This is a genomic window from Pseudomonas sp. C1C7 (assembly GCF_013359595.1).
Lineage (GTDB): Bacteria > Pseudomonadota > Gammaproteobacteria > Pseudomonadales > Pseudomonadaceae > Aquipseudomonas.
On record NZ_JABFMP010000004.1, the window covers coordinates 135,073 to 158,807 of the forward strand.

A 23,735-nucleotide genomic window follows, 5' to 3' on the forward strand; every position below is an offset into this window, starting at 1 on the left:
AGTCGGGGGCCGCTTGTCCGGCCCGGTCGCTCGATGACCGTCACCGAAAGCAGAATTTGAGTGGAGAACAGCATGAGTGCAGTTGAAAGCGTCGGCCCACAAGCGTTGCCGGCACTGCAGGAACAGGTCGAGCAGATCATCGCTGAAGCCAAGCGTCAGGGCGCCAGCGCCTGCGAGGTGGCGGTGTCCCTGGAGCAGGGGCTGTCGACGTCGGTGCGTCAGCGCGAGGTCGAAACCGTCGAGTTCAACCGCGATCAGGGCTTCGGCATCACCCTGTATGTCGGTCAGCGCAAGGGCTCGGCCAGCACCTCGGCCAGCGGTCCTGACGCCATTCGTGAAACCGTCGCCGCCGCTCTGGCCATCGCCAAACACACTTCCGAAGACGAAGCCTCGGGCCTGGCTGACGCCGCGCTGATGGCTCGGGATCTTCATGATTTCGACCTGTTCCACGCCTGGGACATCACCCCGGAACAAGCCATCGAGAAAGCCTTGCTCTGCGAAGCCGCGGCCTTCGATGCCGACGCGCGGATCAAGAACGCCGACGGCACCACCTTGAGCACCCACCAGGGTTGCCGCGTCTACGGCAACAGCCACGGGTTCATCGGCGGTTACGCCTCGACTCGTCACAGCCTCAGCTGCGTGATGATCGCCGAGGCCGAAGGTCAGATGCAGCGCGACTACTGGTATGACGTTAACCGCATTGGCAACTTGCTGGCGGACCCGGTGAGCATTGGCCAGCGTGCTGCGCAACGGGCGGCGAGTCGCCTGGGCGCGCGTCCGGTGCCGACCTGCGAAGTACCGGTGCTGTTTTCTGCAGAACTGGCCGGTGGCTTGTTCGGCAGTTTCCTGTCGGCGATTTCCGGCGGCAGTCTTTATCGCAAGTCGTCGTTCCTCGAAGGCACCCTGGGGCAGAAGCTGTTCCCTGAGTGGCTGACTCTCGACGAGCGTCCACACCTGATGCGTGCCCTGGGCAGTGCGGCGTTCGACGGTGATGGCCTGGCCACCTACGCCAAACCGTTCGTCGAAAATGGCGAGCTGGTGTCCTACATCCTCGGGACCTATTCCGGCCGCAAACTCGGCATGCCGAGCACCGCCAACGCCGGTGGCGTGCACAACCTGTTCGTAACTCACGGCGACGAAGACCAGGCGGCATTGATTCGCCGCATGGGCCGTGGCCTGCTGGTGACCGAGCTGATGGGGCAGGGCCTGAACATGGTCACCGGTGACTACTCCCGCGGCGCGGCGGGGTACTGGGTCGAAAACGGCGAAATCCAGTTCGCGGTGCAGGAAGTGACCATCGCCGGCAACATGCGCGACATGTTCAAGCAGATCGTAGCGGTGGGGAATGACCTGGAGCTGCGCAGCAACATTCGCACGGGGTCGGTGCTGATCGAGCGGATGATGGTCGCCGGCAGCTAAGCCTCCCCGCTGTACAAAAAAGGCGCGCCACCCATCGGGTGGCGCGCCTTTTTCATGCCCCCCCACAAAACCCTGTGGGAGCGGGCTTGCTCGCGTAGAGGCCATCACAACCACCAAAAACATCTCGGATAAACCCGCTCTCGCAAAGTTCTCAGCGCGCCGCTACTCTTGTTTTGGTTCTCATTATCATCTAATAATAAATCTCATTATCGAATGAGCCCGGATCATGAGTTCTGCCTTGCACGAGCAGCCCTACCTCGAAAACTGGCGCTGGATGAGTCGCCAGATCCGTTGCGCGATGGATCCCGACGAACCCCGCCTGATCGAACACTACCTGGCCGAAGGCCGGTATCTGGCGTGTTGCACGGCCACTTCTGCCTGGACCGTCGCTGAAACCTCTTTCCGCTTGCTGCTCGACACCGCCGCCGATGTGGCGCTGCCCTGGCACTGGCGCACCTACTGCCTGGATCAGGCCTGGCGTCCGCTGCGCGAGCTGGAGCGCCTCTCCCTCTGCAAGTGCCGGCTCAAACGCTGGCAGAGCTACACCTGGCAACTGGCGACCTGCGAGTTGCAACCCTCCATCCCTCTTATCGAACTGGTGCAAGGATTTACAGATGACCAAGACACGTATTGAGCGCGACAGCATGGGCGAGCTTCAGGTCCCGGAAGACGCCCTCTACGGTGCGCAGACCCAACGTGCTGTGGATAACTTCCCGATCAGCGGCAAGCCGATGCCGGAGCAGTTCATTCGCGCGCTGATCCTGGCCAAGGCCGCGGCCGCCCGGGCCAACATCGAGCTCAAGCAGATCAGTCCGTCCCAGGGCAAAGCCATTGTCGATGCGGCGCAAGGTCTGCTCGAAGGCGATTTCATGCAGCACTTCCCGGTGGATATTTTCCAGACCGGTTCCGGCACCAGTTCCAACATGAACGCCAACGAAGTGATCGCCACCCTGGCCAGCCGCCTCCTGGGCGAGTCGGTGAACCCGAACGATCACGTCAACTGCGGCCAGAGCAGCAACGACATCATCCCGACCACCATCCACGTCAGCGCCGCGCTGGCGCTGCACGAACAATTGCTGCCGGCCCTGAACGGCCTGGTGCAGGTGATCGAACACAAGGCCGGCCAGGTGCATCACCACGTCAAGACCGGCCGCACCCACCTGATGGACGCCATGCCCGTGCGCCTGAGCCAGGTGCTCAACGGCTGGGCGCAGCAGCTCAAGGCCAACATCGGTCATCTGCAAGGCCTGCAGCCAAGCCTGCAATCCCTGGCGCAGGGCGGCACGGCGGTGGGCACCGGGATCAATGCGCATCCCGAGTTCGCGGCGCGTTTCAGCCAGCAGTTGAGCCAACTGACCAAGGTGGAATTCACCCCGGGCGTGGATCTGTTTGCCCTGATCGGTTCCCAGGACACTGCCGTCGCCGTCTCCGGCCAGCTCAAGGCGACCGCGGTATCGCTGATGAAAATCGCCAACGATCTGCGCTGGATGAACTCCGGTCCCTTGGCCGGCCTCGGTGAAATCGAACTCGAAGCGCTGCAACCGGGCTCTTCGATCATGCCGGGCAAGGTCAATCCAGTGATCCCGGAAGCCACCGCCATGGTCGCCGCCCAGGTGATCGGCAACGACACAGTCATCACCATCGCCGGCCAGTCGGGCAACTTCGAGCTGAACGTGATGCTGCCGATCGTCGCCCAGAACCTCTTGAGCAGCATCGAGTTGCTGGCCAACGCCAGCCGCCTGCTGGGTGAGAAGGCCATTGCCAGCTTCAAGGTCAACGACTCCCGTCTCAAGGAAGCCCTGTCGCGCAACCCGATTCTGGTGACCGCACTGAACCCGATCATCGGATACCAGAAGGCTGCCGAGATCGCCAAGAAAGCCTATGCCCAGGGTCGTCCGGTGATCGATGTCGCGCTGGAGCACACCGACCTGTCGCGCGGGCAGCTGGAAGAACTGCTCAACCCGGAAAAACTCACCGCAGGCGGCGTGTAACACACCGCTGCCGCTTTGGAGGTACACCATGGAGCACTGGAAACGCACGATCGAAAGAGCCAATCGTTTTTTCATGCAAGGTGAACTGGTCGATGCCCGCGAGGCTTACTTGCAGGCACTGGCTCTGGCTCAGGTGCTGTTCGAGCGCTGGGCGAATGCCGACGAAGCGGTGGCGGCCTGCGTGATTTCCCATCACAACCTGGCGGATCTGCATTTGCGCCTGAACCAGCCGGAGGAGAGCGCCGAATACCTGTGCGCCATCCACCAACGGCTTTTGCAGGCCATGCAGGACCCGCGGCTGCCGCAAGCCTTGCGCGAAGCCGCGTTGCGTCAGAGCAGCAAGACCTATGTCGAGCTGCTGAGTTTCATCAGCGAACACGGCGAATACCCGCGCACCCATCGCTTGCTGCACGTCGATGCCGCTGCGCCTGCGCCTCACCATCATGGAGTTCATTGAAATGGCTTTTACCTTGCCCGCCTTGCCGTACGCCTACGACGCCCTGGAACCGCACATCGATGCGCAGACCATGGAGATTCACTACACCAAGCATCACCAGACCTACATCAACAACCTGAACGCCGCCGTCGAAGGCACCGAGTTCGCCGAATGGCCGGTGGAGAAGCTGGTCGCCGCGGTGCAGCAACTGCCGGAGAAGCTGCGTGCAGCGGTGATCAACCAGGGCGGCGGTCACGCCAACCATTCGCTGTTCTGGGAAGTCATGGCGCCCCACGGCGGCGGCAAGCCGGAAGGCGCTCTGGCCAAGGCCATCGACGAGCAACTGGGCGGTCTGGACAGCTTCAAGGAAGCTTTCACCAAAGCGGCGCTGACCCGTTTCGGCAGCGGCTGGGCATGGCTCAGCGTCACACCGCAGAAGACTCTGGTGGTGGAGAGCAGCGGTAACCAGGACAGCCCGTTGATGAACGGCAACACGCCGATTCTCGGTCTGGATGTCTGGGAGCACGCCTATTACCTGCGATATCAGAACCGTCGCCCGGAATACATCAGCGCGTTTTACAACGTGATCAATTGGCCCGAAGTCGCTGCGCGCTATCAGGCTGCTTTGAATTAAGTCCACCCGCACACAATCCAAGGCTGAATATGGGCACTGAAACACTGGCGATCGGAAGTGGACGAATGTTTCGTTACGCGTTTGGATCGCTGTTAGTGCTGGCGGGCATGAGCTTGCTGGTGGCGCACGGGCTGGAGTGGATGAATCTGGAGCCGAGGTTGTCGAGGGCGCTGCAGGGCGGTGCAATCTGCGCCCTCGGCACCGCGCTCGGGGCTGTGCCGGTACTGGTGATCCGGCGCATGCCCCAGGCGCTCAGCGATACGTTGTTGGGATTTGGTGCCGGCGTGATGCTGGCGGCAACCGCGTTTTCGCTGATCGTGCCCGGCATTGCCGCGGCGGAAAAACTCGGCATGACCCCGTGGGGCGCCAGTAGCCTGATCTGTTTCGGCATCATGCTCGGTGCGTTCGGCCTGTTCTTGGTCGATCGCAAGGTGTCCGGCGCATCCCCGGAAGAGCTCATCGGCACCCTTGAGCGGCCGGTCATCCCGCCACGGATCTGGCTGTTCGTGTTCGCGATCATTGCCCATAACATTCCCGAAGGCATGGCAGTGGGCGTGTCCGCCGGTGGCGGCATGCCGGACGCCGACAGTCTGGCCATGGGCATTGCCCTGCAGGATGTGCCAGAGGGGCTGGTGATTGCTTTGGTATTGGCCGGGGCAGGGATGTCGCGGTTCAAGGCGTTCCTGATCGGTGCGGCGTCAGGTCTGGTCGAGCCGGTGTTCGCGCTGCTGTGCGCGTGGCTGGTGAGCCTGGCTGAATTGCTGTTGCCATTGGGCCTGGCATTGGCGGCGGGAGCGATGTTGCTGGTGGTGACTCACGAGGTCATCCCGGAGTCGCGTCGCAATGGTCACGACAAGCTGGCCAGCCTTGGAGTGTTGATCGGCTTTTGCCTGATGATGGTGATGGATACGGCGTTGGGCTGACACGCACCCTGTAGCAGCTGGCGAAGCCTGCTGCTACAGGGGCTGCGGTGTTATTCGCCTTCGTCGAAGTAATTGTTGATCAAGGCCACCAGCGCATCCATCGCTTCCTGTTCCTGCGCGCCTTCCGTGCTCAGATGGATCATGGTTCCCTTGCCGGCGGCGAGCATCATCATGGCCATGATGCTTTTGCCGTCCACGGTAGATTCCGGCGTGCGGCCGACCCTGATGGTGCAATCCTTGAATTGGCCGGCGATCCCGACGAATTTTGCAGATGCCCGGGCATGCAGACCCAGTTTATTGATGATTTCGATTTCCCGAGCAGGCATCGCGATGTGAATCCTTTAGCTGAGGTCGCGGTGGCGGACCTGGACGTTCTTCAGGGATTGCTGCAGGGTCTTGGCCAGCCGCTCGGTCAGATAGACGGAGCGGTGATGCCCGCCGGTGCAGCCGATGGCAATGGTGACATAGGCGCGGTTACTGGCAGCAAAGCGGGGCAACCATTTGAGCAAATAAGTGGAGATGTCCTGAAACATCTCTTCAACATCCGGCTGTGCCGCCAGGTACTCGGCAACCGGTAAATCGAGACCGGACTGCGCGCGCAACTCCGGCTTCCAGTAAGGATTGGGCAGGCAGCGCACATCGAACACCAGATCGGCGTCCACCGGCATGCCGCGCTTGAAGCCGAAAGATTCCACCAGGAACGCTGTGCCGGGTTCCGGCTGGTTCAGCAGGCGCAGCTTGATCGAATCGCGCAGCTGATACAGGTTCAGGTTGGTGGTATCGAGTTTCAGATCCGCCAGGTCGGCAATCGGGTCCAGCAGGATCTTTTCGTCGGTGATCGCTTCTGCGAGCGAGCGGTCGGCATTGCTCAGCGGGTGGCGGCGACGGGTTTCCGAGAAGCGCTTGAGCAGGGTCTCGTCGTCGGCATCCAGGTACAGGACATCGCACTGGATGTGCCGGCTGCGGACTTCTTCCAACAGCTCCGGGAAGCGCGACAAATGACTGGGCAGGTTGCGGGCGTCGATGGACACCGCCACCATCGGTTGCGGCAGTTCGGTATGGATCAGCGCGCGTTCGGCCAGTTCTGGCAGCAGGCCGGCGGGCAGGTTGTCGATGCAGTAGTAGCCGTTGTCCTCAAGTACATCGAGGGCGGTACTTTTACCTGAGCCGGAGCGGCCGCTGACGATGATCAAGCGCATGGTTACGGCCTGTTTTGCTCGTCCAGGACAACCTGATACAAGGCTTCATTGCTCGGGGCGCTGCGCAGTTTGTCGCGCACATCCTTGCGGTCGAGCATGCTGGCGATCTGGCGCAACAGCTCCAGATGGGCGTCGGTGGCAGCTTCCGGGACCAGCAGGACAAACAGCAGGTCGACCGGGGCGCCATCGATCGCGTCGAAATCGATAGGGGCATCCAGGTGCATCAAGGCACTGATGGGCGAGGTGCAACCCTTGAGACGGCAATGAGGAATGGCGATGCCGTTGCCAAAACCCGTAGAGCCGAGTTTTTCACGGGCAATCAATGCCTCGAAGACAGCTTGCATCTCCAGATCCGGAAAACTGCGGTGGATAAGGTTGGCAATTTGTTCGAGGGCTTTCTTTTTACTGCCTCCCGGCACGTTCACCAGGGAACGGCCGGGGGTCAGGATACTTTCAAGTCGGATCATGGGTAGGGAGTGTTAACGACCGGTAGCGCCTTGAAGCAGGCTCTGGGTCTTTTCCTTATGCTTTTTGAGTTGTTTGTCCAGCTTGTCGGTCAGTGCGTCGATCGCCGCGTACATGTCGGTATGTTCCGCGTTGGCGACCACTTCATTGCCGGGAATATGCAGGGTGGCTTCGATTTTCTGCTTCAGCTTTTCGACGGTCATCGTGACCTGCACGTTGGTGATCTTGTCGAAATGTCGCTCCAATCGTTCGAGTTTTTCGCCGATGTAGGTGCGAAGAGGTTCGGTCACTTCCAATTGGTGTCCACTGATGTTGACTTGCATACAGCTTCTCCTTCGTTGCCAGTGCATAAAGCGGCAGGCACTGATTACCTGCCACTGGAACGCTGTGGCGTGGCCCTACATCAACCGCTTGCGTTCGCTCGAAGGCGCGATCCCGAGGGATTCGCGGTACTTGGCGACGGTGCGGCGAGCCACCTGAATGCCTTGTGCCTCCAGTAAACCAGCGATCTTGCTGTCACTCAACGGCTTTTTCTGATTTTCAGCGGCAACCAGTTTTTTGATGATCGCGCGGATCGCCGTGGACGAGCATTCTCCGCCTTCAGAGGTGCTGACGTGGCTGGAGAAAAAGTATTTCAGCTCGTAGATGCCCCGAGGGGTATGCATGAATTTCTGGGTGGTCACCCGGGAGATCGTCGACTCGTGCATGCCCACCGCTTCGGCGATGTCGTGCAGGACCAGCGGCTTCATGGCCTCGTCGCCGTACTCCAGGAAGCCGCGTTGATGCTCGACGATCTGGGTGGCCACTTTCATCAGGGTTTCGTTGCGGCTCTGCAGGCTCTTGATGAACCATCGGGCTTCCTGCAACTGATTGCGCATGAAGGTGTTGTCGGCGCTGGTATCGGCGCGGCGCACGAAACCGGCGTACTGGGCGTTGACCCGCAGCCGAGGCACCGATTCCTGATTGAGTTCCACCAGCCAGCGCTCGTTGTCCTTGCGCACGATCACGTCGGGCACGACGTATTCGGCTTCGGTGGACTCGATCTGCGAGCCCGGACGCGGGTTGAGGCTCTGGACCAGTTCGATCACCTGGCGCAGCTCGTCTTCCTTTAGCTTCATGCGGCGCATCAGCTGGCTGTAGTCGCGGCTGCCGAGCAGGTCGATGAAGTCGGTGACCAGGCGCTTGGCTTCGGTCAGCCATGGGGTCTTGGCGGGCAGCTGGCGCAGTTGCAGCAGCAGGCACTCGCCCAGGTTGCGGGCGCCGATGCCGGCGGGTTCGAATTGCTGGATGCGATGCAGGACGGCTTCGATCTCGTCCAGCTCGATGTCGAGCTCCGGGTCGAAGGCTTCGTGGATTTCTTCGAGGGTTTCGTCGAGGTAGCCCTGATTGTTGATGCAGTCGATCAGGGTCACGGCGATCAGGCGGTCGGTGTCGGACATCGGCGCCAGGTTCAATTGCCACAGCAGATGGCTTTGCAGGCTTTCGCCGGCCGACGTGCGGGTGGTGAAGTCCCATTCGTCGTCATCGTTGCTGGGCAGGCTGCTGGCGCTGGTCTGGTAGACATCTTCCCAGGCGGTGTCGACGGGCAGTTCGTTGGGAATGCGTTCGTTCCAGTCGCCTTCATCGAGGTTGTCGACGGTTGGCGCGCTTTCCTGGTAGGAAGGTTCCTGGATTTCCGTGTTTGGCTTCTGTTCGACGTTGTCGGCCATCGGATCGGAGTTGTCGAAGTCGTCGCCTTCTTCCTGGCGTTCGAGCATCGGATTGGACTCCAGGGCCTCCTGGATTTCCTGTTGCAGGTCCAGGGTCGACAATTGGAGCAGGCGGATGGCCTGTTGCAGCTGCGGTGTCATCGTCAGCTGCTGGCCCATTCTCAAGACTAGCGATGGTTTCATGGCAGGGGCTTAACACCTTATTCCGGCGCACATGCGCCATCCACTACAGGGCGCCGGAGCGCCAAACATAAGCAAATTATATGCCTGATATTGCAGTGTTTGCCTAGAGCGCTGTAACAATAAAAAAGTGTTGATTTTTATCGCGACAAACGCTCTTTCGGCCAGCCTCGCACAGTGCTCAGAGGCGGAACTCGTGGCCCAGATACACTTCCTTGACCAGGTCATTGGCCAGGATCGTCTCGGAGTCGCCTTCTGCGATCAGCTGCCCATCATTGACGATATAGGCGGTTTCGCAGATGTCCAGCGTCTCGCGGACGTTGTGGTCGGTGATCAGCACACCAATGCCCTTGGCCTTGAGGTGGTGGATGATCTGCTTGATGTCGCCGACCGAGATCGGGTCCACGCCGGCGAAGGGTTCGTCGAGCAGGATGAACTTGGGGTTGGTGGCCAGTGCACGGGCGATTTCCACGCGACGGCGCTCACCGCCGGACAGGCTCATGCCGAGGTTGTCGCGGATGTGGCTGATGTGGAATTCCTGCAGCAGGCTTTCCAGTTCGCGACGACGGCCAGCCTTGTCGAGCTCCTTGCGGGTCTCGAGGATCGCCATGATGTTGTCGGCCACCGAGAGCTTGCGGAAGATCGAGGCTTCCTGCGGCAGGTAGCCGATACCGGCTTTGGCGCGACCGTGCATCGGCTGGTGGCTGACGTCCAGGTCGTCGATCAGCACGCGGCCCTGATCGGCTCTGACCAGGCCGACAATCATGTAGAAGCAGGTGGTCTTGCCAGCACCGTTAGGGCCGAGCAGGCCGACGATCTGACCGCTGTCGATGGACAGGCTGACGTCACGCACGACCTGGCGGCTCTTGTAGCTCTTGGCCAGATGCTGAGCTTTCAGAGTTGCCATTTACTGGGCCTTTTGCTCGTCGGTTTTCTTTTTCGGCTGGATCACCATGTCGATGCGTGGACGCGACTCGGTGACGTTGCTGCCGGTGGCGCGACCGGCGCTGGCCAGCTTCTTGACGGTGTCGTAGACGATTTTCTCGCCCTGGGTGGTGTTGTTGTCCTTGTCGATCACTTTGGCGCGATCGATCAGCACCACGCGGTTCTGCTGGGCGTGGTACTGGATGGTCACACCCCAGCCCTGCACCGGCTTGGGATCGCCCGCGGTCTGCAGTTGTTCGAAGTAGGCCAGGTTGCCCACCGAGGTCACCACGTCGATGTCGCCATTGGGCGCGCGGGTCATGGTCACTTTATTGCCGGTCACCTTCATCGAGCCCTGGGTGATGATCACGTCGCCGGTGTAGGTGGCAATGCCGTTCTTGTCGTCCAGCTGGGCATCGTCGGCCTGGATACGGATTGGCTGCTGCTGATCGTTCGGCAGAGCCCAGGCGCTCACGCTTCCCAGTGCTGCGCTCAGTCCGAGCAAAATAGGGAGAGTTTTAACGAGCCTCATACTGTCCTCTTACGTTCGATAGCAGGTGAATCCTGCTTTCCTTCAAATACGCTTTCATTCCTACGCCAGTCGATACGCCGCCAGCGCCGTCGATTCTAACGGGTTGCTGGGTCTGCGCATATTGCTCCTGAGGGAACACTGTCATGCGAGTGGAAGTGATCAGCACATCACGGTTCTTTTCATCGGTGCGCTTGACGCGCACGTTGTCGATCAGTTCGACCTCGGTGCCACCCGGGTTCACTTCGCCGCGCTCGCTGGTCACGTGCCACGGGAACTCGGTGCCGCGGTACATGTTCAGGTCAGGCTTGGTGACCAGGGTGACGTCGGTGGCCTTGACGTGTTCGGCCTTGTCGGACGTCATTTCGTACTGCACCTTGCCGTCTTCGAGGTACTGCAGGGTGTGAGTGTTGGTCGCGTACCAGTCGATCGGGCTTTCGGTGGTCTTGGCCGGCGGCTTGTCGAGGAAGCGTTCCGGGCTGATGTTCCAGTAACCGACCGCGACCAGAATCGCGGCGATAAAGGTGAGCAGCACGGCATTGCGAAGTTTTTTGCTAAACATGGTCAGGCTCACAGGTACGCGGCGTTTGCCGCATCGAGGCGGTCCTGGGCGCGCAGGATCAATTCGCAGAACTCGCGGGCGGCACCTTCGCCGCCACGGGCCTGAGTCACGCCGTGAGCGTGTTCGCGCACGAAACTGGCGGCATTGGCCACCGCCATGCCCAGGCCGACGCGGCGAACCACCGGCAGGTCAGGCAGGTCGTCACCCAGGTAGGCGACCTGTTCATAGCTTAGGTTGAGTTGGCCAAGAAGCTCGTCCAGCACCACCAGTTTGTCTTCGCGACCCTGGTACAGGTGAGGGATGCCGAGATTCTTCGCGCGTCGTTCGACCACCGGGGTCTTGCGGCCGCTGATGATGGCGGTCTGCACGCCGGCCGCCATCAGCATCTTGATGCCCTGGCCGTCGAGGGTGTTGAACGTCTTGAATTCACTGCCGTCTTCAAGGAAGTACAGGCGGCCGTCGGTGAGGACGCCGTCGACGTCGAAAACCGCCAGTTTGATCGCTTTGCCGCGTTGCAACAGTTCGTTGCTCATTTACATGACTCCTGCGCGCAACAGATCGGAGAGGTTGAAGGCGCCGATCGGGCGGTCTTCATCGTCCACGACGACCAGTGCGTTGATTCGGTGATCTTCCATGATTTTCAGCGCTTCGGCGGCGAGCATCTCGGCGCGGGCGGTTTTGCCGTGGGCGGTCATCACTTCGTCGATGGTGACGCTGTGAATGTCGATAGGGCGATCCAGGGTGCGACGCAAGTCGCCGTCGGTGAAGATCCCGGCCAGCTTGCCGTCGGCTTCGAGAATGACGGTCATGCCCAGGCCCTTGCGGGTCATTTCCATCAACGCGTCCTTGAGCAGGGTGCCGCGTTGGACCTGCGGCAGCTCCTGGCCGGCATGCATGACGCTTTCCACTTTCAACAGCAGGCGCCGGCCGAGCGCACCGCCTGGGTGGGAGAACGCGAAGTCTTCGGCGGTGAATCCGCGAGCGTCCAGCAGCGCCACGGCCAGGGCGTCGCCCATGACCAGGGCGGCGGTGGTCGAGGAAGTCGGCGCCAGGTTCAGCGGGCAGGCTTCATGGCCGACGTTGACGTTGAGGTTGACCTCGGCGGCCTTGGACAGCGGCGAGTCGGGGTTGCCGGTCATGCTGATCAGCTTGATGCCCAGGCGCTTGATCAGCGGCAGCAGGGTAATGATTTCGTTGGTGGAGCCGGAGTTCGACAGCGCGAGGATGATGTCGTCGCGAGTGATCATGCCCATGTCGCCATGGCTGGCTTCAGCCGGATGGACGAAAAACGCCGTGGTGCCGGTGCTGGCCAGGGTGGCGGCGATCTTCCTGCCGATATGCCCCGACTTGCCCATGCCGACCACGACCACGCGGCCTTTGCTGGCCAGAATCATCTCGCAGGCGCGTACGAAATCCGCGTCGATTTGCGGCATCAAGCCTTGTACGGCTTCGACTTCGAGGCGGATGGTGCGTTGGGCGGACTGAATCAGGTCGCTGGATTGGCTCATGTCAGAAATCGTTTAGCCTGATGAAAAGGCGGCGATTATAGCGGTTATGATCGAAACCCTCACGCTAGTTCGTCGCGCTTTGTCATTCCTTGTCCGGTAAATCCCTCTAAATGAAGGTTTCTGCCTGTCATACCTAAGAATATGACGCGGTAATGACCTTGGGCGCCCGGGGTTTGCAGTGATATAGTTCGCCGCCAGTTCGGCCCGCCCGGAGGTATGTGCTTTCGTCAGAAAGTCAGGCGTCCGAGGGAGAGACTGCATCGCAAGGAGTTTAGATGAGTGCCGATAACGCCTACGCGGTCGAGCTGAAGGGAGTGACCTTCAAGCGCGGTACGCGCAGCATTTTCAATAACGTCGATATCCGTATTCCGCGCGGCAAGGTCACCGGCATCATGGGACCTTCCGGTTGCGGCAAGACGACGCTTCTGCGGTTGATGGGCGCGCAGCTGCGACCAACCACGGGCGAAGTCTGGGTCAACGGTCAGAACCTGCCGAAACTCTCGCGCAGCGATCTGTTCGACGCACGCAAGCACATGGGCGTGCTGTTTCAGAGTGGTGCCCTGTTCACCGATCTCGATGTCTTCGAGAACGTCGCGTTTCCGCTACGCGTCCACACCGATCTGCCCGAAGAAATGATTCGTGACATTGTCCTGCTCAAATTGCAGGCCGTGGGTCTGCGCGGGGCGATCGAGCTGATGCCCGATGAGCTGTCCGGTGGCATGAAGCGCCGCGTCGCCCTGGCGCGGGCCATCGCGATGGATCCACAGATTCTCATGTACGACGAGCCCTTTGTCGGCCAGGACCCGATCGCCATGGGCGTTCTGGTGCGCCTGATCCGCCTGCTCAACGACGCGCTGGGCATCACCAGTATCGTGGTTTCCCACGATCTGGCCGAAACCGCGAGCATTGCCGACTACATCTATGTAGTGGGCGATGGGCAAGTGCTGGGGCAGGGCACGCCTGAGGAGCTGATGAACTCGGATGAGCCGAAAATTCGTCAATTCATGACCGGCGAACCCGATGGCCCGGTTGCGTACCACTTTCCAGCGACGGATTACCGCGCAGATCTTCTGGGGAAGCGCCGCTGATGCGCAGAATTTCACTGATAGAACGCATACGCCGGTTCGGCCAGGCCGGGATCGACACCGTGTCGGTGTTCGGTCGCTCGACCCTGTTCCTGTTTCACGCCTTGCTCGGTCGCGGCGGCATCGGCGGTGCTTTCGGCCTGCTGGTCAAGCAATTGCACTCCGTTGGCGTGATGTCGCTGGTGATCATCGTGGTCTCCGGGATTTTCATCGGCATGGTGCTGGCGCTGCAGGGCTTCAACATTCTTTCCAGCTACGGTTCGGAACAGGCGGTCGGGCAGATGGTTGCGCTGACGCTGCTGCGTGAACTGGGCCCGGTGGTGACGGCCCTGCTGTTTGCCGGGCGTGCCGGTTCGGCGTTGACCGCGGAAATCGGCAACATGAAGTCCACCGAGCAATTGTCCAGCCTGGAAATGATCGGGGTCGACCCGCTCAAATACATCGTTGCCCCGCGCCTGTGGGCCGGCTTCATTTCCCTGCCGGTGCTGGCGATGATTTTCAGCGTGGTGGGTATCTGGGGCGGTTCGTGGGTGGCCGTCGACTGGTTGGGCGTCTATGAAGGTTCCTACTGGTCGAACATGCAGAACAGCGTGACCTTTGCCGACGATGTGCTCAACGGCATCATCAAAAGCATGGTTTTTGCCTTTGTCGTGACCTGGATCGCCGTATTCCAAGGCTATGACTGCGAGCCCACCTCCGAGGGGATCAGTCGTGCCACCACCAAGACCGTGGTATATGCCTCTCTGGCAGTGCTCGGTCTGGACTTTATTCTGACCGCCTTGATGTTTGGAGATTTCTGATGCAAAACCGCACCCTGGAAATCGGTGTCGGCCTTTTCTTGCTGGCTGGCATCCTGGCTTTGCTGCTGCTGGCCCTGCGGGTCAGTGGCTTGTCCCCGAGCCCGAGCACCGACACTTATAAACTTTACGCGTATTTCGACAATATCGCCGGTTTGACGGTCAGAGCTAAAGTGACCATGGCCGGTGTGACCATCGGCAAGGTCACGGCGATCGATCTGGACCGCGACAGTTTCACCGGTCGAGTGACCATGCAGCTGGAAAAACGGGTGGATAACCTGCCGACCGACTCCACTGCATCTATCCTGACTGCTGGCCTGTTGGGCGAGAAATACATCGGCATCAGTGTGGGCGGCGAAGAAAAACTGCTCGCCGATGGCGGGACCATCCATGACACCCAGTCGTCGCTGGTGCTCGAGGACCTGATCGGTAAATTCCTGCTCAACACCGTTAGCAAAGACGCTAAATGAGGAGCCTAGAAATGATCTCTATCTTGCGACGTGGCCTGTTGGTATTGCTCGCGGCCTTGCCGCTGATGGCTAACGCCGTGGCGTCCCCTTCCGCACACGACCTGGTGCAGGACACCACCAACCGGATGCTTTCGGACCTGGCGGCCAATAAAGAGAAGTACAAACAGGATCCGAACGGTTTCTATGCGGCACTGAACAACATTGTCGGGCCGGTGGTGGATGCCGAGGGCATCTCCAAGAGCATCATGACGGTCAAGTACTCGCGCAAAGCCACCCCTGAACAGATGAAGACCTTTGAAGAGAACTTCAAGCGCGGTCTGTTCCAGTTCTATGGCAACGCCTTGCTGGAGTACAACAACCAGGGCATCACCGTCGATCCAGCCAAGGACGAATCGGGAGACCGCACCAGCGTCGGCATGACCGTCAAGGGCAGCAACGGCGCGATCTATCCGGTGTCCTACACCCTGGAAAAGGTCAGCGGCGAGTGGAAGCTGCGTAACGTTATCATCAACGGCATCAACATCGGCAAGCTGTTCCGCGATCAGTTCGCCGACGCCATGCAGCGCAATGGCAACGACCTGGACAAGACCATCAACGGCTGGGCCGGTGAAGTCGCCAAGGCCAAGCAGACCGCAGAGCAATCCCCCGAGAAAGCCCAATGAGTGAGTCGGCAGTCCTGATGGATGCAGCCGGTGAGCTGCGGCTCAGCGGCGTGCTGGACTATCGCACCGGCCCTGGCCTGCGTGAGCAGGGCCAGGCGCTGATCAAGGCGAGCAAGGCCGCGACCGTGGTGGTCGATTGCTCCGCAGTGACCAAGTCCAGCAGCGTGGGGCTATCCTTGTTGCTGTGCTTCATGCGTGATGCGCGGGCGGCCGGCAAGGCGCTGACCATCCGCGCAATGCCCGAAGACATGCGTGAAATCGCCGAGGTCAGTGAGTTGACCGAGTTGTTGGCCAATCCCTAAACCGCATCGACAGACAAGCCCCCCGTCAGAGTCCTGCTCCGCGGGGTTCGCAGGCGCGGGGCTTTTTTGTATGATGTCCGACCCGCGCGCACAGGGCGCCGATTGAGGTTGAGCATGCAGGCCGTAGAAGTTAAAAGCTTCCTTGAAGGAAAGCTGCCAGGAACTCAGGTGGAAGTTGAAGGCGAAGGCTGCAATTTCCAGCTGAACGTGATTAGCGATGAACTGGCGGCATTGAGTCCGGTCAAGCGTCAGCAGCAGATCTATGCCCATTTGAACCCGTGGATCACCGATGGCAGCATCCATGCGGTCACTATGAAATTTTTCAGCAGCGCGGCCTGGGCCGAGCGCACCTGAGCCCAAGGGCGTCGAGATTCTTATGGATAAATTGATTATTACTGGCGGCGCTCGTCTTGATGGCGAGATCCGCATCTCCGGGGCAAAGAACTCTGCCCTGCCGATCCTGGCCGCCACGCTGCTGTGCGATGGCCCGGTGACCGTTGCCAACCTGCCGCACCTGCACGACATCACCACCATGATCGAGCTGTTCGGTCGCATGGGCATTGAGCCGGTGATCGACGAGAAGCTGGCCGTCGAAATCGACCCGCGCACCATCAAGACCCTGGTCGCTCCGTACGAACTGGTTAAAACCATGCGTGCGTCGATCCTGGTGCTGGGCCCGATGGTCGCCCGTTTCGGCGAAGCCGAAGTCGCGCTGCCAGGCGGTTGCGCCATCGGTTCGCGTCCGGTTGACCTGCACATCCGTGGCCTGGAAGCCATGGGCGCGATCATCGACGTCGAAGGCGGCTACATCAAGGCCAAGGCCCCTGAAGGCGGCCTGCGCGGTGCGCACTTCTTCTTCGACACCGTCAGCGTGACCGGTACCGAAAACATCATGATGGCCGCTGCACTGGCCAAGGGCCGCAGCGTCCTGGCGAACGCCGCGCGCGAGCCTGAAGTGGTCGACCTGGCGAACTTCCTGAACGCCATGGGCGCCAAGGTTTCCGGCGCCGGCACCGACACCATCACCATCGATGGCGTCGAGCGTCTGCACACCACCACCTTCAAAGTGATGCCTGACCGTATCGAAACCGGCACCTACCTGGTTGCCGCCGCCGTGACCGGCGGTCGCGTGAAGGTCAAGGACACCGATCCGACCATCCTTGAAGCGGTGCTGGAAAAGCTCCGTGAATCGGGTGCCGAGATCAACACCGGCGAAGACTGGATCGAGCTGAACATGCACGGCAAGCGGGCCAAGGCCGTGAACGTGCGGACCGCTCCTTATCCGGCGTTCCCGACCGACATGCAGGCGCAGTTCATCTCCCTCAACGCCGTTGCCGAAGGCACCGGTGCCGTGATCGAGACGATCTTCGAAAACCGCTTCATGCACGTTTACGAACTGCACCGCATGGGCGCCAAGATCCAGGTCGAAGGCAACACTGCCATCGTGACCGGTACCGAAAAGCTCAAGGGCGCGCCAGTCATGGCCACCGACCTGCGTGCTTCGGCCAGCCTGGTGATTTCGGCGCTGGTCGCCGAAGGCGATACCCTGATCGACCGCATCTACCACATCGACCGTGGTTACGAGTGCATCGAAGAGAAACTGCAGATGCTGGGCGCCAAGATCCGTCGCGTTCCGGGCTAGTCATTGCAGATGGGCACAGGGACGTGTCCGACAGGTTTTGTTTCAAGTCGAGCCGGGTATCCGGCTCGATGTATGTCCGGCGCCGTTTGTGACCGGGCATGAGTACCTTGATAAGGACTGACGTTACCCATGTTGACCATCGCACTGTCCAAGGGCCGCATCCTTGACGACACCCTGCCGCTTCTGGCTGAAGCAGGCATCGTGCCGACCGAGAATCCGGACAAGAGCCGCAAGCTGATCATCCCCACGACCCAGGAAGATGTACGCCTGTTGATCGTGCGTGCCACCGACGTGCCGACCTATGTCGAGCATGGCGCCGCCGACCTGGGTGTCGCCGGTAAAGACGTGCTGATGGAATTTGGTGGCCAGGGCCTGTACGAGCCGCTGGACCTGCAAATCGCCAAGTGCAAGTTGATGACCGCCGGCAAGGTCGGTGCGGTCGAGCCCAAGGGCCGCCTGCGTATCGCCACCAAGTTCGTCAACGTTGCCAAGCGCTACTACGCCGAACAGGGTCGCCAGGTCGACATCATCAAGCTGTACGGTTCGATGGAACTGGCGCCGCTGATCGGTCTGGCCGACAAGATCATCGACGTGGTGGACACCGGTAACACGCTGCGGGCCAACGGCCTGGAGCCACAGGACTTCATCGCCGCCATCAGCTCCCGGCTGATCGTCAACAAGGCTTCGATGAAAATGCAACACGCTCGTATCCAGGCGTTGATCGACACCCTGCGCAAGGCAGTGGAGTCTCGACACCGCGGCTGATTCACTCGCGCGGCTCTGAGCCGCGCCGTCTATCCGCCTCATAGCCAGAATTCTCAGGTGCCCAAGCGGATCGGATGTTAGCTTCGGGCGCCTGAGTTTTTTGCCAATCCTATGAGGCTCTCGCTATGACCGCACTGACTGCAATTCGCCGACTCAACGCTGCTGACCCGGATTTCGCGCATCATCTGGATCATCTGCTGAGCTGGGAAAGTGTGTCTGACGACTCGGTCAATCAGCGAGTGCTGGACATCATCAAGAACGTGCGCGAGCGCGGCGATGCGGCGCTGGTGGATTACACCCGCCAGTTCGACGGCCTGGACGTTGCGTCCATGGCCGACCTGATCCTGCCGCGCGAGCGCCTGGAACTGGCCCTGACCCGAATCACCGTGGCCCAGCGCGAAGCCCTGGAAAAAGCCGCGGCCCGCGTGCGCAGCTACCACGAAAAGCAGAAGCAGGACTCCTGGAGCTACACCGAAGCCGACGGCACGGTGCTGGGCCAGAAAGTCACGCCACTGGATCGCGCCGGCCTGTATGTGCCGGGCGGCAAAGCCTCGTACCCGTCGTCGGTACTGATGAACGCGATTCCGGCCAAGGTGGCTGGCGTGGCCGAAGTGGTCATGGTGGTGCCGACCCCGCGTGGCGAAGTCAATGAACTGGTGCTGGCCGCTGCCTGCATCGCCGGCGTCGACCGCGTGTTCACCATTGGCGGCGCCCAGGCGGTAGCTGCCCTGGCCTATGGCACCGAAAGCGTTCCGCAGGTCGACAAGGTGGTCGGTCCGGGCAACATCTATGTCGCCACCGCCAAGCGCCATGTGTTTGGCCAGGTCGGTATCGACATGATCGCCGGTCCTTCGGAGATCCTCGTGGTATGCGACGGCCAGACCGATCCGGACTGGATCGCCATGGACCTGTTCTCCCAGGCCGAGCACGACGAAGACGCCCAGGCGATCCTGGTCAGCCCCGATGCCGAGTTTCTCGACAAGGTGGCCGCCAGCATCGCCAAGCTGCTGCCGACCATGGACCGCGCCACCATCATCGAAACCTCGATCAACGGCCGTGGTGCGCTGATTCAGGTGCGTGACATGGAGCAAGCCATGGAAGTGGCCAACCGCATCGCGCCGGAGCACCTGGAGTTGTCGGTCGCCGACCCGCACGCCTGGTTGCCGAAGATCCGCCACGCCGGCGCGATCTTCATGGGCCGTCACACCTCCGAAGCCTTGGGCGACTACTGCGCCGGTCCCAACCACGTGTTGCCGACCTCCGGCACCGCTCGCTTCTCGTCGCCGCTGGGCGTGTACGACTTCCAGAAACGCTCCTCGATCATCTTCTGCTCCGAAGCCGGTGCCTCCGAGCTGGGCAAGACCGCTTCGGTGCTGGCTCGTGGCGAATCGCTGAGCGCCCACGCACGCAGCGCCGAATACCGCATTCTCGATAAAGACTTCGTACCAGGGCAGGGGAACTGAACATGAGTAAATTCTGGAGCCCGTTCGTCAAGAACCTGGTGCCTTACGTGCCGGGCGAGCAGCCGAAACTGGCCAAGCTGGTGAAGCTCAACACCAACGAAAACCCTTACGGTCCATCGCCAAAAGCCTTGGCCGCGATGCAGACCGAGCTCAACGACAACCTGCGCCTGTACCCGGACCCGAACAGCGATCTGTTGAAGAACGCGGTCGCCAGCTACTACGGCGTGAAGAGCAATCAGGTGTTCCTCGGCAACGGTTCCGATGAAGTCCTGGCGCATGTTTTCCACGGCTTGCTGCAGCACGACAAACCGCTGCTGTTCCCGGATATCAGCTATAGCTTCTATCCGGTTTACGCCGGGTTGTACGGCATCAACTTCGATGCGGTGCCGCTGGATGAACAGTTCCGGATCAACCCTGCGGACTACGCCAGGCCAAACGGCGGGATCATCTTCCCCAACCCGAACGCCCCGACCGGCTGCCTGCTGGCGCTGGAAGCGGTCGAGCAGATCCTCAAGGCCAGCCCGGATTCGGTGGTCGTGGTGGACGAGGCCTACATCGACTTCGGCGGCGAAACCGCGATCAGTCTGGTGGACCGTTATCCGAACCTGCTGGTGACCCAGACCCTGTCCAAGTCCCGCTCGCTGGCCGGCCTGCGGGTTGGCCTGGCGGTGGGTCATCCGGATCTGATCGAGGCGCTGGAGCGAATCAAGAACAGCTTCAACTCCTACCCGCTCGATCGCATGGCGAACGTCGGTGCGGCGGCCGCATTCGAAGATCGCGAATACTTCGACAAGACCTGCCACCTGGTCATCGAAAGCCGCGAATGGGTGACCGCTCAGTTGCAAGCCAAGGGCTTCGAAGTGCTGCCGTCGGCGGCGAACTTCATCTTCGCCCGTCACCCGCAACACGATGCGGCAGGACTGGCGGCGAAGCTGCGTGAGCAGGGCGTGATTGTCCGTCACTTCAAGCAGGAGCGGATTGCGCAGTTCCTGCGGATTTCGATTGGTACGCCGGAGCAGAATCAGGCGTTGATCGAGGGCCTGGGCGACCTCTAAACACCGCCGAACCTGTAGGAGCGAGGCTCGCCCGCGAACAACGATGACTCGGTGCAACAGGTACACCGCGTTATCGTTGTTCGCGGGCGAGCCTCGCTCCTACAGGCGGTGTGGGTTATTCGTGATGCGGCTCGCCCAGGAACGTCAGCGAACTGAACAACCCTCTACTTCCGATATCCGCACTGTCCTTCACCGGCACTTCCACCTGTGCCGCAATCACATTCAACCCCTCATTACGCACCAGTACCTGCGCACGGCCGTCCTTGTCGGTTTCGGTGGTCAAGGTGTTGGGCGCGCTGCGGTAATCGCCGATCAACTTCACACCCGCCGCCGGTTTGCCATCCAGCAGCACCCGCACCGGCAATGACTGGCCGGGGCCGACGAGCAGTGGGTCGGTTTCGGGCAGGATCAGCAATTTGATCTGATCCAGTTTCGGCAACTTCGCCCCCGGTTGATAAATCGCCAGGCTGTACTTGAAGGTCTGGGTCGACTCGATCGCTCCCGGTACTTTGCTGCGTCCTTCGTTGATCCACTTCTTGTCCGCAGTCTGCGACCACATGCCGTTGTCCAGCGCCACCGCCATCACGGCCGGTGGTTTTAGCGGTTGCAGGCGGGCGTGATCGACCAGGCGCTGCACCGTCACCGGAATCATTTTCCCGTTTTTGTCATAGGCCCAGGCGCCGCTGATCTTGCGGGCCTTGAAGGCATTGTCTTCGGCGCCATGGCCGTAAATCACTTCGATGTTGCCGCGACGTTGTTCCGTCCACAGGCCGTGGGCCGAGACTTCGGTGGCGAACAGCAAACCGAGCAGGGCCAGGGGTTTGAGAGCGTGCATGGGGCGTCCTTTTACAGAGTGAGTGTCAGGCTGACGGTGAAATTGCGCGGCTCGCCGGGGTTGACCCAGTAGTTGCTGTACGAGCGCTCGAAGTACTTCTCGTCGAATACGTTGTTCAGGTTCAGGCCGACCTTGAGGTTGTCCGTGGCCTGGTAATGAGCGAGCAGGTCGACGGTGTGATAGGCCGGCAATTCGAAGTCGCCGCCGGCCTCGCCCGAGCGATCGCCAACGTAAGTGAACGCCGCCCCGACATCCGAGCCGCGCCAGCGCCCGTCCTGAAATTCATAAACCCCCAGCAGGCTGCCGCTGCGTTTGGCCACGCCGAGAATCCGGCTGCCTGTGGGAATGACCGAGTCACCCTGGGTGACCTCGGCGTCGATGTAGGCGAACGCGCCGATCACCCTCAGCGCATCACTGATTTGTCCGGCGATTTGCAGGTCGAAACCGCGGCTGCGCGCCTTGCCCATGGCACGGCTGGTGTCGGTGGCCGGATCGAGTGCGAGGACGTTTTCCTTCTCGATGTGAAAGGCGGCCAGGGTGCTGCTCAAGCGCTCGTCGAACAGCTCGCTCTTGATGCCGATTTCATAGCCGACGCCTTCTTCCGGGTCGAAGGATTTGCCGGCGGCGTCCAGGCCGTTGTTCGGTCTGAACGAGGTGGAGGCGTTGGCGAACAGGCCGACGTCGGGCGTCAGTTGATAGAGCAGGCCGGCGCGCTGGGTGAGGGCGTCGTGACGCTGATGGCTGCTGGCGCCGCGGGTGTGATCGTCGATGCGCTGCTCGAACTGTTCGATGCGCGCACCGAGCATGCCCCGCAGTTTGTCGGTGAAGATGATCTGGTCCTGCAGGTTCAGCGCGCGGCTTTCGACGTGTTCGAAAAAGTCAGTTCCGGAACGTGCGCCATCGGGTTTCGGCTGGCCGTAGACCGGCTGATAAATGTCGATGGCGTAGGGGGCGCCGGCAATGGTCGTGACCCGTTCGTCCTTGCGGTAGCTTTCGTACTCGCTGCCGATCAGCAGTTCGTGTTGCCAGCTGCCAAGGTCGAAGAAGCCGCGCAGTTCAAGCTGGGTGATGCTGTCGTGCCAGTTGTTGTCGCGCTCGCGATAGCGACGGTTGACGGTGTGGTCATCGGCATTCAGCGCGCGCTGTTCGGAGGCGAATCCCCAGAGCCGGCCTTCCTTGTAGTGACTGGCCAGACGCAATTGCCAAAGGTCGTTGAGCTGGTGTTCGACGGCGGCCTGAAGTTGATTGTTGTGGTTGTCGATGTCGCCGTCATCGGGCTCGCCGAGGAAAGTCGAGCGGGAGACGCTGCTCCATTTGTTATTCGGAGCAACGATGCCGCGATCAAAGGTCGAGCTGTGCCGGACGAATTCGCTCTGCACCAGCAGGTGGGTGTCGGGATTGAGCTGCCAGCTGAACGAAGGCGCGACGAACACCCGCTGACTGTCGACGTGATCGCGGAAGCTGTGGTTGTCCTCCACGGCCAGATTGACCCGGGACAGGACATCGCCATGCTCATCCAGCGGCGTGTTGACGTCCACTGCCGTGCGATAGCGATCCCAACTGCCGGCGCTGGTTTGCAGGGTGGTGAAGGCTTCGGGTTGAGGGGTTTTAGTGACGATGTTCACCGTGCCGCCCGGATCGCCTCGGCCGTAGAGACTGGCGGCGGGGCCCTTGAGCACTTCGATGCGTTCGATATTGGCCACGTCCGGCGTGCTCGGGTAACCGCGATTGGCGCTGAAGCCGTCCTTGTAGAACTCCGAGGTGGTGAAGCCGCGCACGCTGTATTCGTAAAGGGTCAGGCCACCGAAGTTGTTCTGCTTGGATACGCCGCCGGCAAAGTCCAGTGCGCGCTCGACGCTGGTGCTGCCCAGGTCGTTGAGCACGCTGACGGGAACCACACTGATCGATTGCGGGATGTCGCGAATGGCGGTGTCGGTCTTGGTCGCGGTCGAAGAGCGGGTGGCGCGATAGCCATCGACGGGGCCGGTGGGGGACTGATAGTCGGAAGTGACGCTGATGGCGTCCAGTTCCAGGGGGCGGGGTTCTTCGGCGAAGACCGGATTTCCCAGCAGGCCGAAGGCGAAACCGGCGAGGGAGGCCTTTGTTCGAGACGACATGTTATGTTGTTCCAATTTCAAGAGTTGAAACAATATAACATGTCTAATGAGAATGTCTGCCAA

Annotated in this window: 28 protein-coding genes; 16 read left to right on the forward strand and 12 right to left on the reverse strand. The window is 60.9% G+C overall.

Going from position 1 to position 23,735, the window contains the following annotated elements; translation table 11 throughout:
* The first annotated feature begins 72 nt into the window (after positions 1–72).
* The 6 genes from pmbA (at position 73) to HNO86_RS05160 (ending at position 5,403) form a co-directional block, all read left to right on the forward strand.
* Positions 73–1,419 (forward strand): metalloprotease PmbA, encoded by a 1,347-nt coding sequence (gene pmbA, locus HNO86_RS05135; RefSeq protein ID WP_175375930.1) that lies wholly within the window; start codon positions 73–75, stop codon positions 1,417–1,419.
* A 226-nt stretch (positions 1,420–1,645) separates the two neighbouring features.
* Complete coding sequence (locus HNO86_RS05140) at positions 1,646–2,053, forward strand: FagA protein (RefSeq protein WP_175375931.1); 408 nt, start codon at positions 1,646–1,648, stop codon at positions 2,051–2,053.
* Positions 2,034–3,410: an aspartate ammonia-lyase gene (locus HNO86_RS05145; RefSeq protein WP_175375932.1), complete on the forward strand. Its 1,377-nt coding sequence runs from the start codon at positions 2,034–2,036 to the stop codon at positions 3,408–3,410. Before HNO86_RS05140 ends, HNO86_RS05145 begins: the two co-directional genes overlap by 20 nt.
* 28 nt (positions 3,411–3,438) lie before the next feature.
* Complete coding sequence (locus tag HNO86_RS05150) at positions 3,439–3,867, forward strand: hypothetical protein (RefSeq protein WP_175375933.1); 429 nt, start codon at positions 3,439–3,441, stop codon at positions 3,865–3,867.
* A 1-nt stretch (position 3,868) separates the two neighbouring features.
* Entirely contained in the window at positions 3,869–4,480 is a 612-nt protein-coding gene (locus HNO86_RS05155) for a superoxide dismutase (RefSeq protein ID WP_175375934.1), read from the forward strand.
* A 29-nt stretch (positions 4,481–4,509) separates the two neighbouring features.
* On the forward strand, positions 4,510–5,403 hold the full coding sequence (locus tag HNO86_RS05160; RefSeq protein ID WP_175375935.1) for a ZIP family metal transporter: 894 nt from the start codon (positions 4,510–4,512) through the stop codon (positions 5,401–5,403).
* 50 nt (positions 5,404–5,453) lie between these two features.
* On the opposite strand, the gene HNO86_RS05165 is transcribed toward HNO86_RS05160, so the two are convergent.
* The 10 genes from HNO86_RS05165 to HNO86_RS05210 form a co-directional block, all read right to left on the reverse strand.
* On the reverse strand, positions 5,454–5,729 hold the full coding sequence (locus tag HNO86_RS05165) for an HPr family phosphocarrier protein (RefSeq protein WP_175375936.1): 276 nt from the start codon (positions 5,727–5,729) through the stop codon (positions 5,454–5,456).
* Between the two features lie 15 nt (positions 5,730–5,744).
* Positions 5,745–6,602, reverse strand: a complete 858-nt coding sequence (gene rapZ, locus HNO86_RS05170; protein WP_175375937.1) for an RNase adapter RapZ — start codon at positions 6,600–6,602, stop codon at positions 5,745–5,747.
* A 2-nt stretch (positions 6,603–6,604) separates the two neighbouring features.
* Positions 6,605–7,069, reverse strand: a complete 465-nt coding sequence (gene ptsN / locus HNO86_RS05175; protein WP_175375938.1) for a PTS IIA-like nitrogen regulatory protein PtsN — start codon at positions 7,067–7,069, stop codon at positions 6,605–6,607.
* Between the two features lie 12 nt (positions 7,070–7,081).
* Entirely contained in the window at positions 7,082–7,390 is a 309-nt protein-coding gene (gene hpf, locus HNO86_RS05180; protein WP_007941242.1) for a ribosome hibernation-promoting factor, HPF/YfiA family, read from the reverse strand.
* A 75-nt stretch (positions 7,391–7,465) separates the two neighbouring features.
* Positions 7,466–8,959 carry an RNA polymerase factor sigma-54 gene (locus HNO86_RS05185; RefSeq protein ID WP_175375939.1) on the reverse strand — a complete coding sequence of 498 codons (1,494 nt, stop codon included), beginning with the start codon at positions 8,957–8,959 and terminating at the stop codon, positions 7,466–7,468.
* A 178-nt stretch (positions 8,960–9,137) separates the two neighbouring features.
* A complete protein-coding gene (lptB, locus tag HNO86_RS05190; RefSeq protein ID WP_175375940.1) occupies positions 9,138–9,863 on the reverse strand; it encodes an LPS export ABC transporter ATP-binding protein in 726 nt (241 codons plus the stop codon).
* On the reverse strand, positions 9,864–10,412 hold the full coding sequence (gene lptA, locus HNO86_RS05195; RefSeq protein WP_175375941.1) for a lipopolysaccharide transport periplasmic protein LptA: 549 nt from the start codon (positions 10,410–10,412) through the stop codon (positions 9,864–9,866).
* On the reverse strand, positions 10,399–10,971 hold the full coding sequence (gene lptC, locus HNO86_RS05200) for an LPS export ABC transporter periplasmic protein LptC (RefSeq protein ID WP_175375942.1): 573 nt from the start codon (positions 10,969–10,971) through the stop codon (positions 10,399–10,401). The genes lptA and lptC overlap by 14 nt, the downstream gene beginning before the upstream one ends.
* 8 nt (positions 10,972–10,979) lie before the next feature.
* A complete protein-coding gene (locus HNO86_RS05205; protein ID WP_175375943.1) occupies positions 10,980–11,504 on the reverse strand; it encodes an HAD family hydrolase in 525 nt (174 codons plus the stop codon).
* Entirely contained in the window at positions 11,505–12,479 is a 975-nt protein-coding gene (locus HNO86_RS05210) for a KpsF/GutQ family sugar-phosphate isomerase (protein ID WP_175375944.1), read from the reverse strand.
* Positions 12,480–12,754: 275 nt separating this feature from the next.
* On the opposite strand from HNO86_RS05210, the gene HNO86_RS05215 reads away from it, so the two are divergent.
* The 10 genes from HNO86_RS05215 (at position 12,755) to hisC (ending at position 20,720) form a co-directional block, all read left to right on the forward strand.
* Positions 12,755–13,567 (forward strand): ATP-binding cassette domain-containing protein, encoded by an 813-nt coding sequence (locus HNO86_RS05215; protein ID WP_175375945.1) that lies wholly within the window; start codon positions 12,755–12,757, stop codon positions 13,565–13,567.
* Positions 13,567–14,364 (forward strand): lipid asymmetry maintenance ABC transporter permease subunit MlaE, encoded by a 798-nt coding sequence (gene mlaE / locus HNO86_RS05220; RefSeq protein ID WP_175375946.1) that lies wholly within the window; start codon positions 13,567–13,569, stop codon positions 14,362–14,364. Before HNO86_RS05215 ends, mlaE begins: the two co-directional genes overlap by 1 nt.
* Positions 14,364–14,831, forward strand: a complete 468-nt coding sequence (gene mlaD / locus HNO86_RS05225) for an outer membrane lipid asymmetry maintenance protein MlaD (protein ID WP_175375947.1) — start codon at positions 14,364–14,366, stop codon at positions 14,829–14,831. The genes mlaE and mlaD overlap by 1 nt, the downstream gene beginning before the upstream one ends.
* Positions 14,832–14,842: 11 nt before the next feature.
* On the forward strand, positions 14,843–15,493 hold the full coding sequence (locus HNO86_RS05230) for a phospholipid-binding protein MlaC (protein ID WP_175375948.1): 651 nt from the start codon (positions 14,843–14,845) through the stop codon (positions 15,491–15,493).
* Entirely contained in the window at positions 15,490–15,795 is a 306-nt protein-coding gene (locus HNO86_RS05235; RefSeq protein ID WP_175375949.1) for a lipid asymmetry maintenance protein MlaB, read from the forward strand. Before HNO86_RS05230 ends, HNO86_RS05235 begins: the two co-directional genes overlap by 4 nt.
* Before the next feature lie 114 nt (positions 15,796–15,909).
* Complete coding sequence (locus HNO86_RS05240) at positions 15,910–16,149, forward strand: BolA family protein (RefSeq protein WP_046052891.1); 240 nt, start codon at positions 15,910–15,912, stop codon at positions 16,147–16,149.
* Positions 16,150–16,171: 22 nt separating this feature from the next.
* Entirely contained in the window at positions 16,172–17,437 is a 1,266-nt protein-coding gene (murA, locus tag HNO86_RS05245) for a UDP-N-acetylglucosamine 1-carboxyvinyltransferase (protein ID WP_175375950.1), read from the forward strand.
* 129 nt (positions 17,438–17,566) lie between these two features.
* Positions 17,567–18,202, forward strand: coding sequence for an ATP phosphoribosyltransferase (hisG, locus tag HNO86_RS05250; RefSeq protein ID WP_110966372.1), 636 nt, complete (start codon positions 17,567–17,569; stop codon positions 18,200–18,202).
* 125 nt (positions 18,203–18,327) lie between these two features.
* The gene (hisD, locus tag HNO86_RS05255; protein ID WP_175375951.1) at positions 18,328–19,665 is read left to right on the forward strand and encodes a histidinol dehydrogenase; all 1,338 of its coding nucleotides are present in this window, start codon (positions 18,328–18,330) and stop codon (positions 19,663–19,665) included.
* A 2-nt stretch (positions 19,666–19,667) separates the two neighbouring features.
* Positions 19,668–20,720 carry a histidinol-phosphate transaminase gene (gene hisC / locus HNO86_RS05260; RefSeq protein WP_175375952.1) on the forward strand — a complete coding sequence of 351 codons (1,053 nt, stop codon included), beginning with the start codon at positions 19,668–19,670 and terminating at the stop codon, positions 20,718–20,720.
* A 115-nt stretch (positions 20,721–20,835) separates the two neighbouring features.
* On the opposite strand, the gene HNO86_RS05265 is transcribed toward hisC, so the two are convergent.
* Together HNO86_RS05265 and HNO86_RS05270 are read right to left on the reverse strand one after the other, a co-directional pair.
* Positions 20,836–21,555: a DUF4198 domain-containing protein gene (locus tag HNO86_RS05265; protein WP_175375953.1), complete on the reverse strand. Its 720-nt coding sequence runs from the start codon at positions 21,553–21,555 to the stop codon at positions 20,836–20,838.
* 11 nt (positions 21,556–21,566) lie between these two features.
* Positions 21,567–23,672, reverse strand: coding sequence for a TonB-dependent siderophore receptor (locus HNO86_RS05270; RefSeq protein WP_175375954.1), 2,106 nt, complete (start codon positions 23,670–23,672; stop codon positions 21,567–21,569).
* Positions 23,673–23,735: the final 63 nt, after the last annotated feature.

Coding starts and splice junctions, on each gene's coding strand:
- pmbA (WP_175375930.1), top strand. CDS start 73: ATGAGTGCAGTTGAAAGCGTCGGCCCACAAGCGTTGCCGGCACTGCAG.
- HNO86_RS05140 (WP_175375931.1), top strand. CDS start 1,646: ATGAGTTCTGCCTTGCACGAGCAGCCCTACCTCGAAAACTGGCGCTGG.
- HNO86_RS05145 (WP_175375932.1), top strand. CDS start 2,034: ATGACCAAGACACGTATTGAGCGCGACAGCATGGGCGAGCTTCAGGTC.
- HNO86_RS05150 (WP_175375933.1), top strand. CDS start 3,439: ATGGAGCACTGGAAACGCACGATCGAAAGAGCCAATCGTTTTTTCATG.
- HNO86_RS05155 (WP_175375934.1), top strand. CDS start 3,869: ATGGCTTTTACCTTGCCCGCCTTGCCGTACGCCTACGACGCCCTGGAA.
- HNO86_RS05160 (WP_175375935.1), top strand. CDS start 4,510: ATGGGCACTGAAACACTGGCGATCGGAAGTGGACGAATGTTTCGTTAC.
- HNO86_RS05165 (WP_175375936.1), bottom strand. CDS start 5,729: ATGCCTGCTCGGGAAATCGAAATCATCAATAAACTGGGTCTGCATGCC.
- rapZ (WP_175375937.1), bottom strand. CDS start 6,602: ATGCGCTTGATCATCGTCAGCGGCCGCTCCGGCTCAGGTAAAAGTACC.
- ptsN (WP_175375938.1), bottom strand. CDS start 7,069: ATGATCCGACTTGAAAGTATCCTGACCCCCGGCCGTTCCCTGGTGAAC.
- hpf (WP_007941242.1), bottom strand. CDS start 7,390: ATGCAAGTCAACATCAGTGGACACCAATTGGAAGTGACCGAACCTCTT.
- HNO86_RS05185 (WP_175375939.1), bottom strand. CDS start 8,959: ATGAAACCATCGCTAGTCTTGAGAATGGGCCAGCAGCTGACGATGACA.
- lptB (WP_175375940.1), bottom strand. CDS start 9,863: ATGGCAACTCTGAAAGCTCAGCATCTGGCCAAGAGCTACAAGAGCCGC.
- lptA (WP_175375941.1), bottom strand. CDS start 10,412: ATGAGGCTCGTTAAAACTCTCCCTATTTTGCTCGGACTGAGCGCAGCA.
- lptC (WP_175375942.1), bottom strand. CDS start 10,971: ATGTTTAGCAAAAAACTTCGCAATGCCGTGCTGCTCACCTTTATCGCC.
- HNO86_RS05205 (WP_175375943.1), bottom strand. CDS start 11,504: ATGAGCAACGAACTGTTGCAACGCGGCAAAGCGATCAAACTGGCGGTT.
- HNO86_RS05210 (WP_175375944.1), bottom strand. CDS start 12,479: ATGAGCCAATCCAGCGACCTGATTCAGTCCGCCCAACGCACCATCCGC.
- HNO86_RS05215 (WP_175375945.1), top strand. CDS start 12,755: ATGAGTGCCGATAACGCCTACGCGGTCGAGCTGAAGGGAGTGACCTTC.
- mlaE (WP_175375946.1), top strand. CDS start 13,567: ATGCGCAGAATTTCACTGATAGAACGCATACGCCGGTTCGGCCAGGCC.
- mlaD (WP_175375947.1), top strand. CDS start 14,364: ATGCAAAACCGCACCCTGGAAATCGGTGTCGGCCTTTTCTTGCTGGCT.
- HNO86_RS05230 (WP_175375948.1), top strand. CDS start 14,843: ATGATCTCTATCTTGCGACGTGGCCTGTTGGTATTGCTCGCGGCCTTG.
- HNO86_RS05235 (WP_175375949.1), top strand. CDS start 15,490: ATGAGTGAGTCGGCAGTCCTGATGGATGCAGCCGGTGAGCTGCGGCTC.
- HNO86_RS05240 (WP_046052891.1), top strand. CDS start 15,910: ATGCAGGCCGTAGAAGTTAAAAGCTTCCTTGAAGGAAAGCTGCCAGGA.
- murA (WP_175375950.1), top strand. CDS start 16,172: ATGGATAAATTGATTATTACTGGCGGCGCTCGTCTTGATGGCGAGATC.
- hisG (WP_110966372.1), top strand. CDS start 17,567: ATGTTGACCATCGCACTGTCCAAGGGCCGCATCCTTGACGACACCCTG.
- hisD (WP_175375951.1), top strand. CDS start 18,328: ATGACCGCACTGACTGCAATTCGCCGACTCAACGCTGCTGACCCGGAT.
- hisC (WP_175375952.1), top strand. CDS start 19,668: ATGAGTAAATTCTGGAGCCCGTTCGTCAAGAACCTGGTGCCTTACGTG.
- HNO86_RS05265 (WP_175375953.1), bottom strand. CDS start 21,555: ATGCACGCTCTCAAACCCCTGGCCCTGCTCGGTTTGCTGTTCGCCACC.
- HNO86_RS05270 (WP_175375954.1), bottom strand. CDS start 23,672: ATGTCGTCTCGAACAAAGGCCTCCCTCGCCGGTTTCGCCTTCGGCCTG.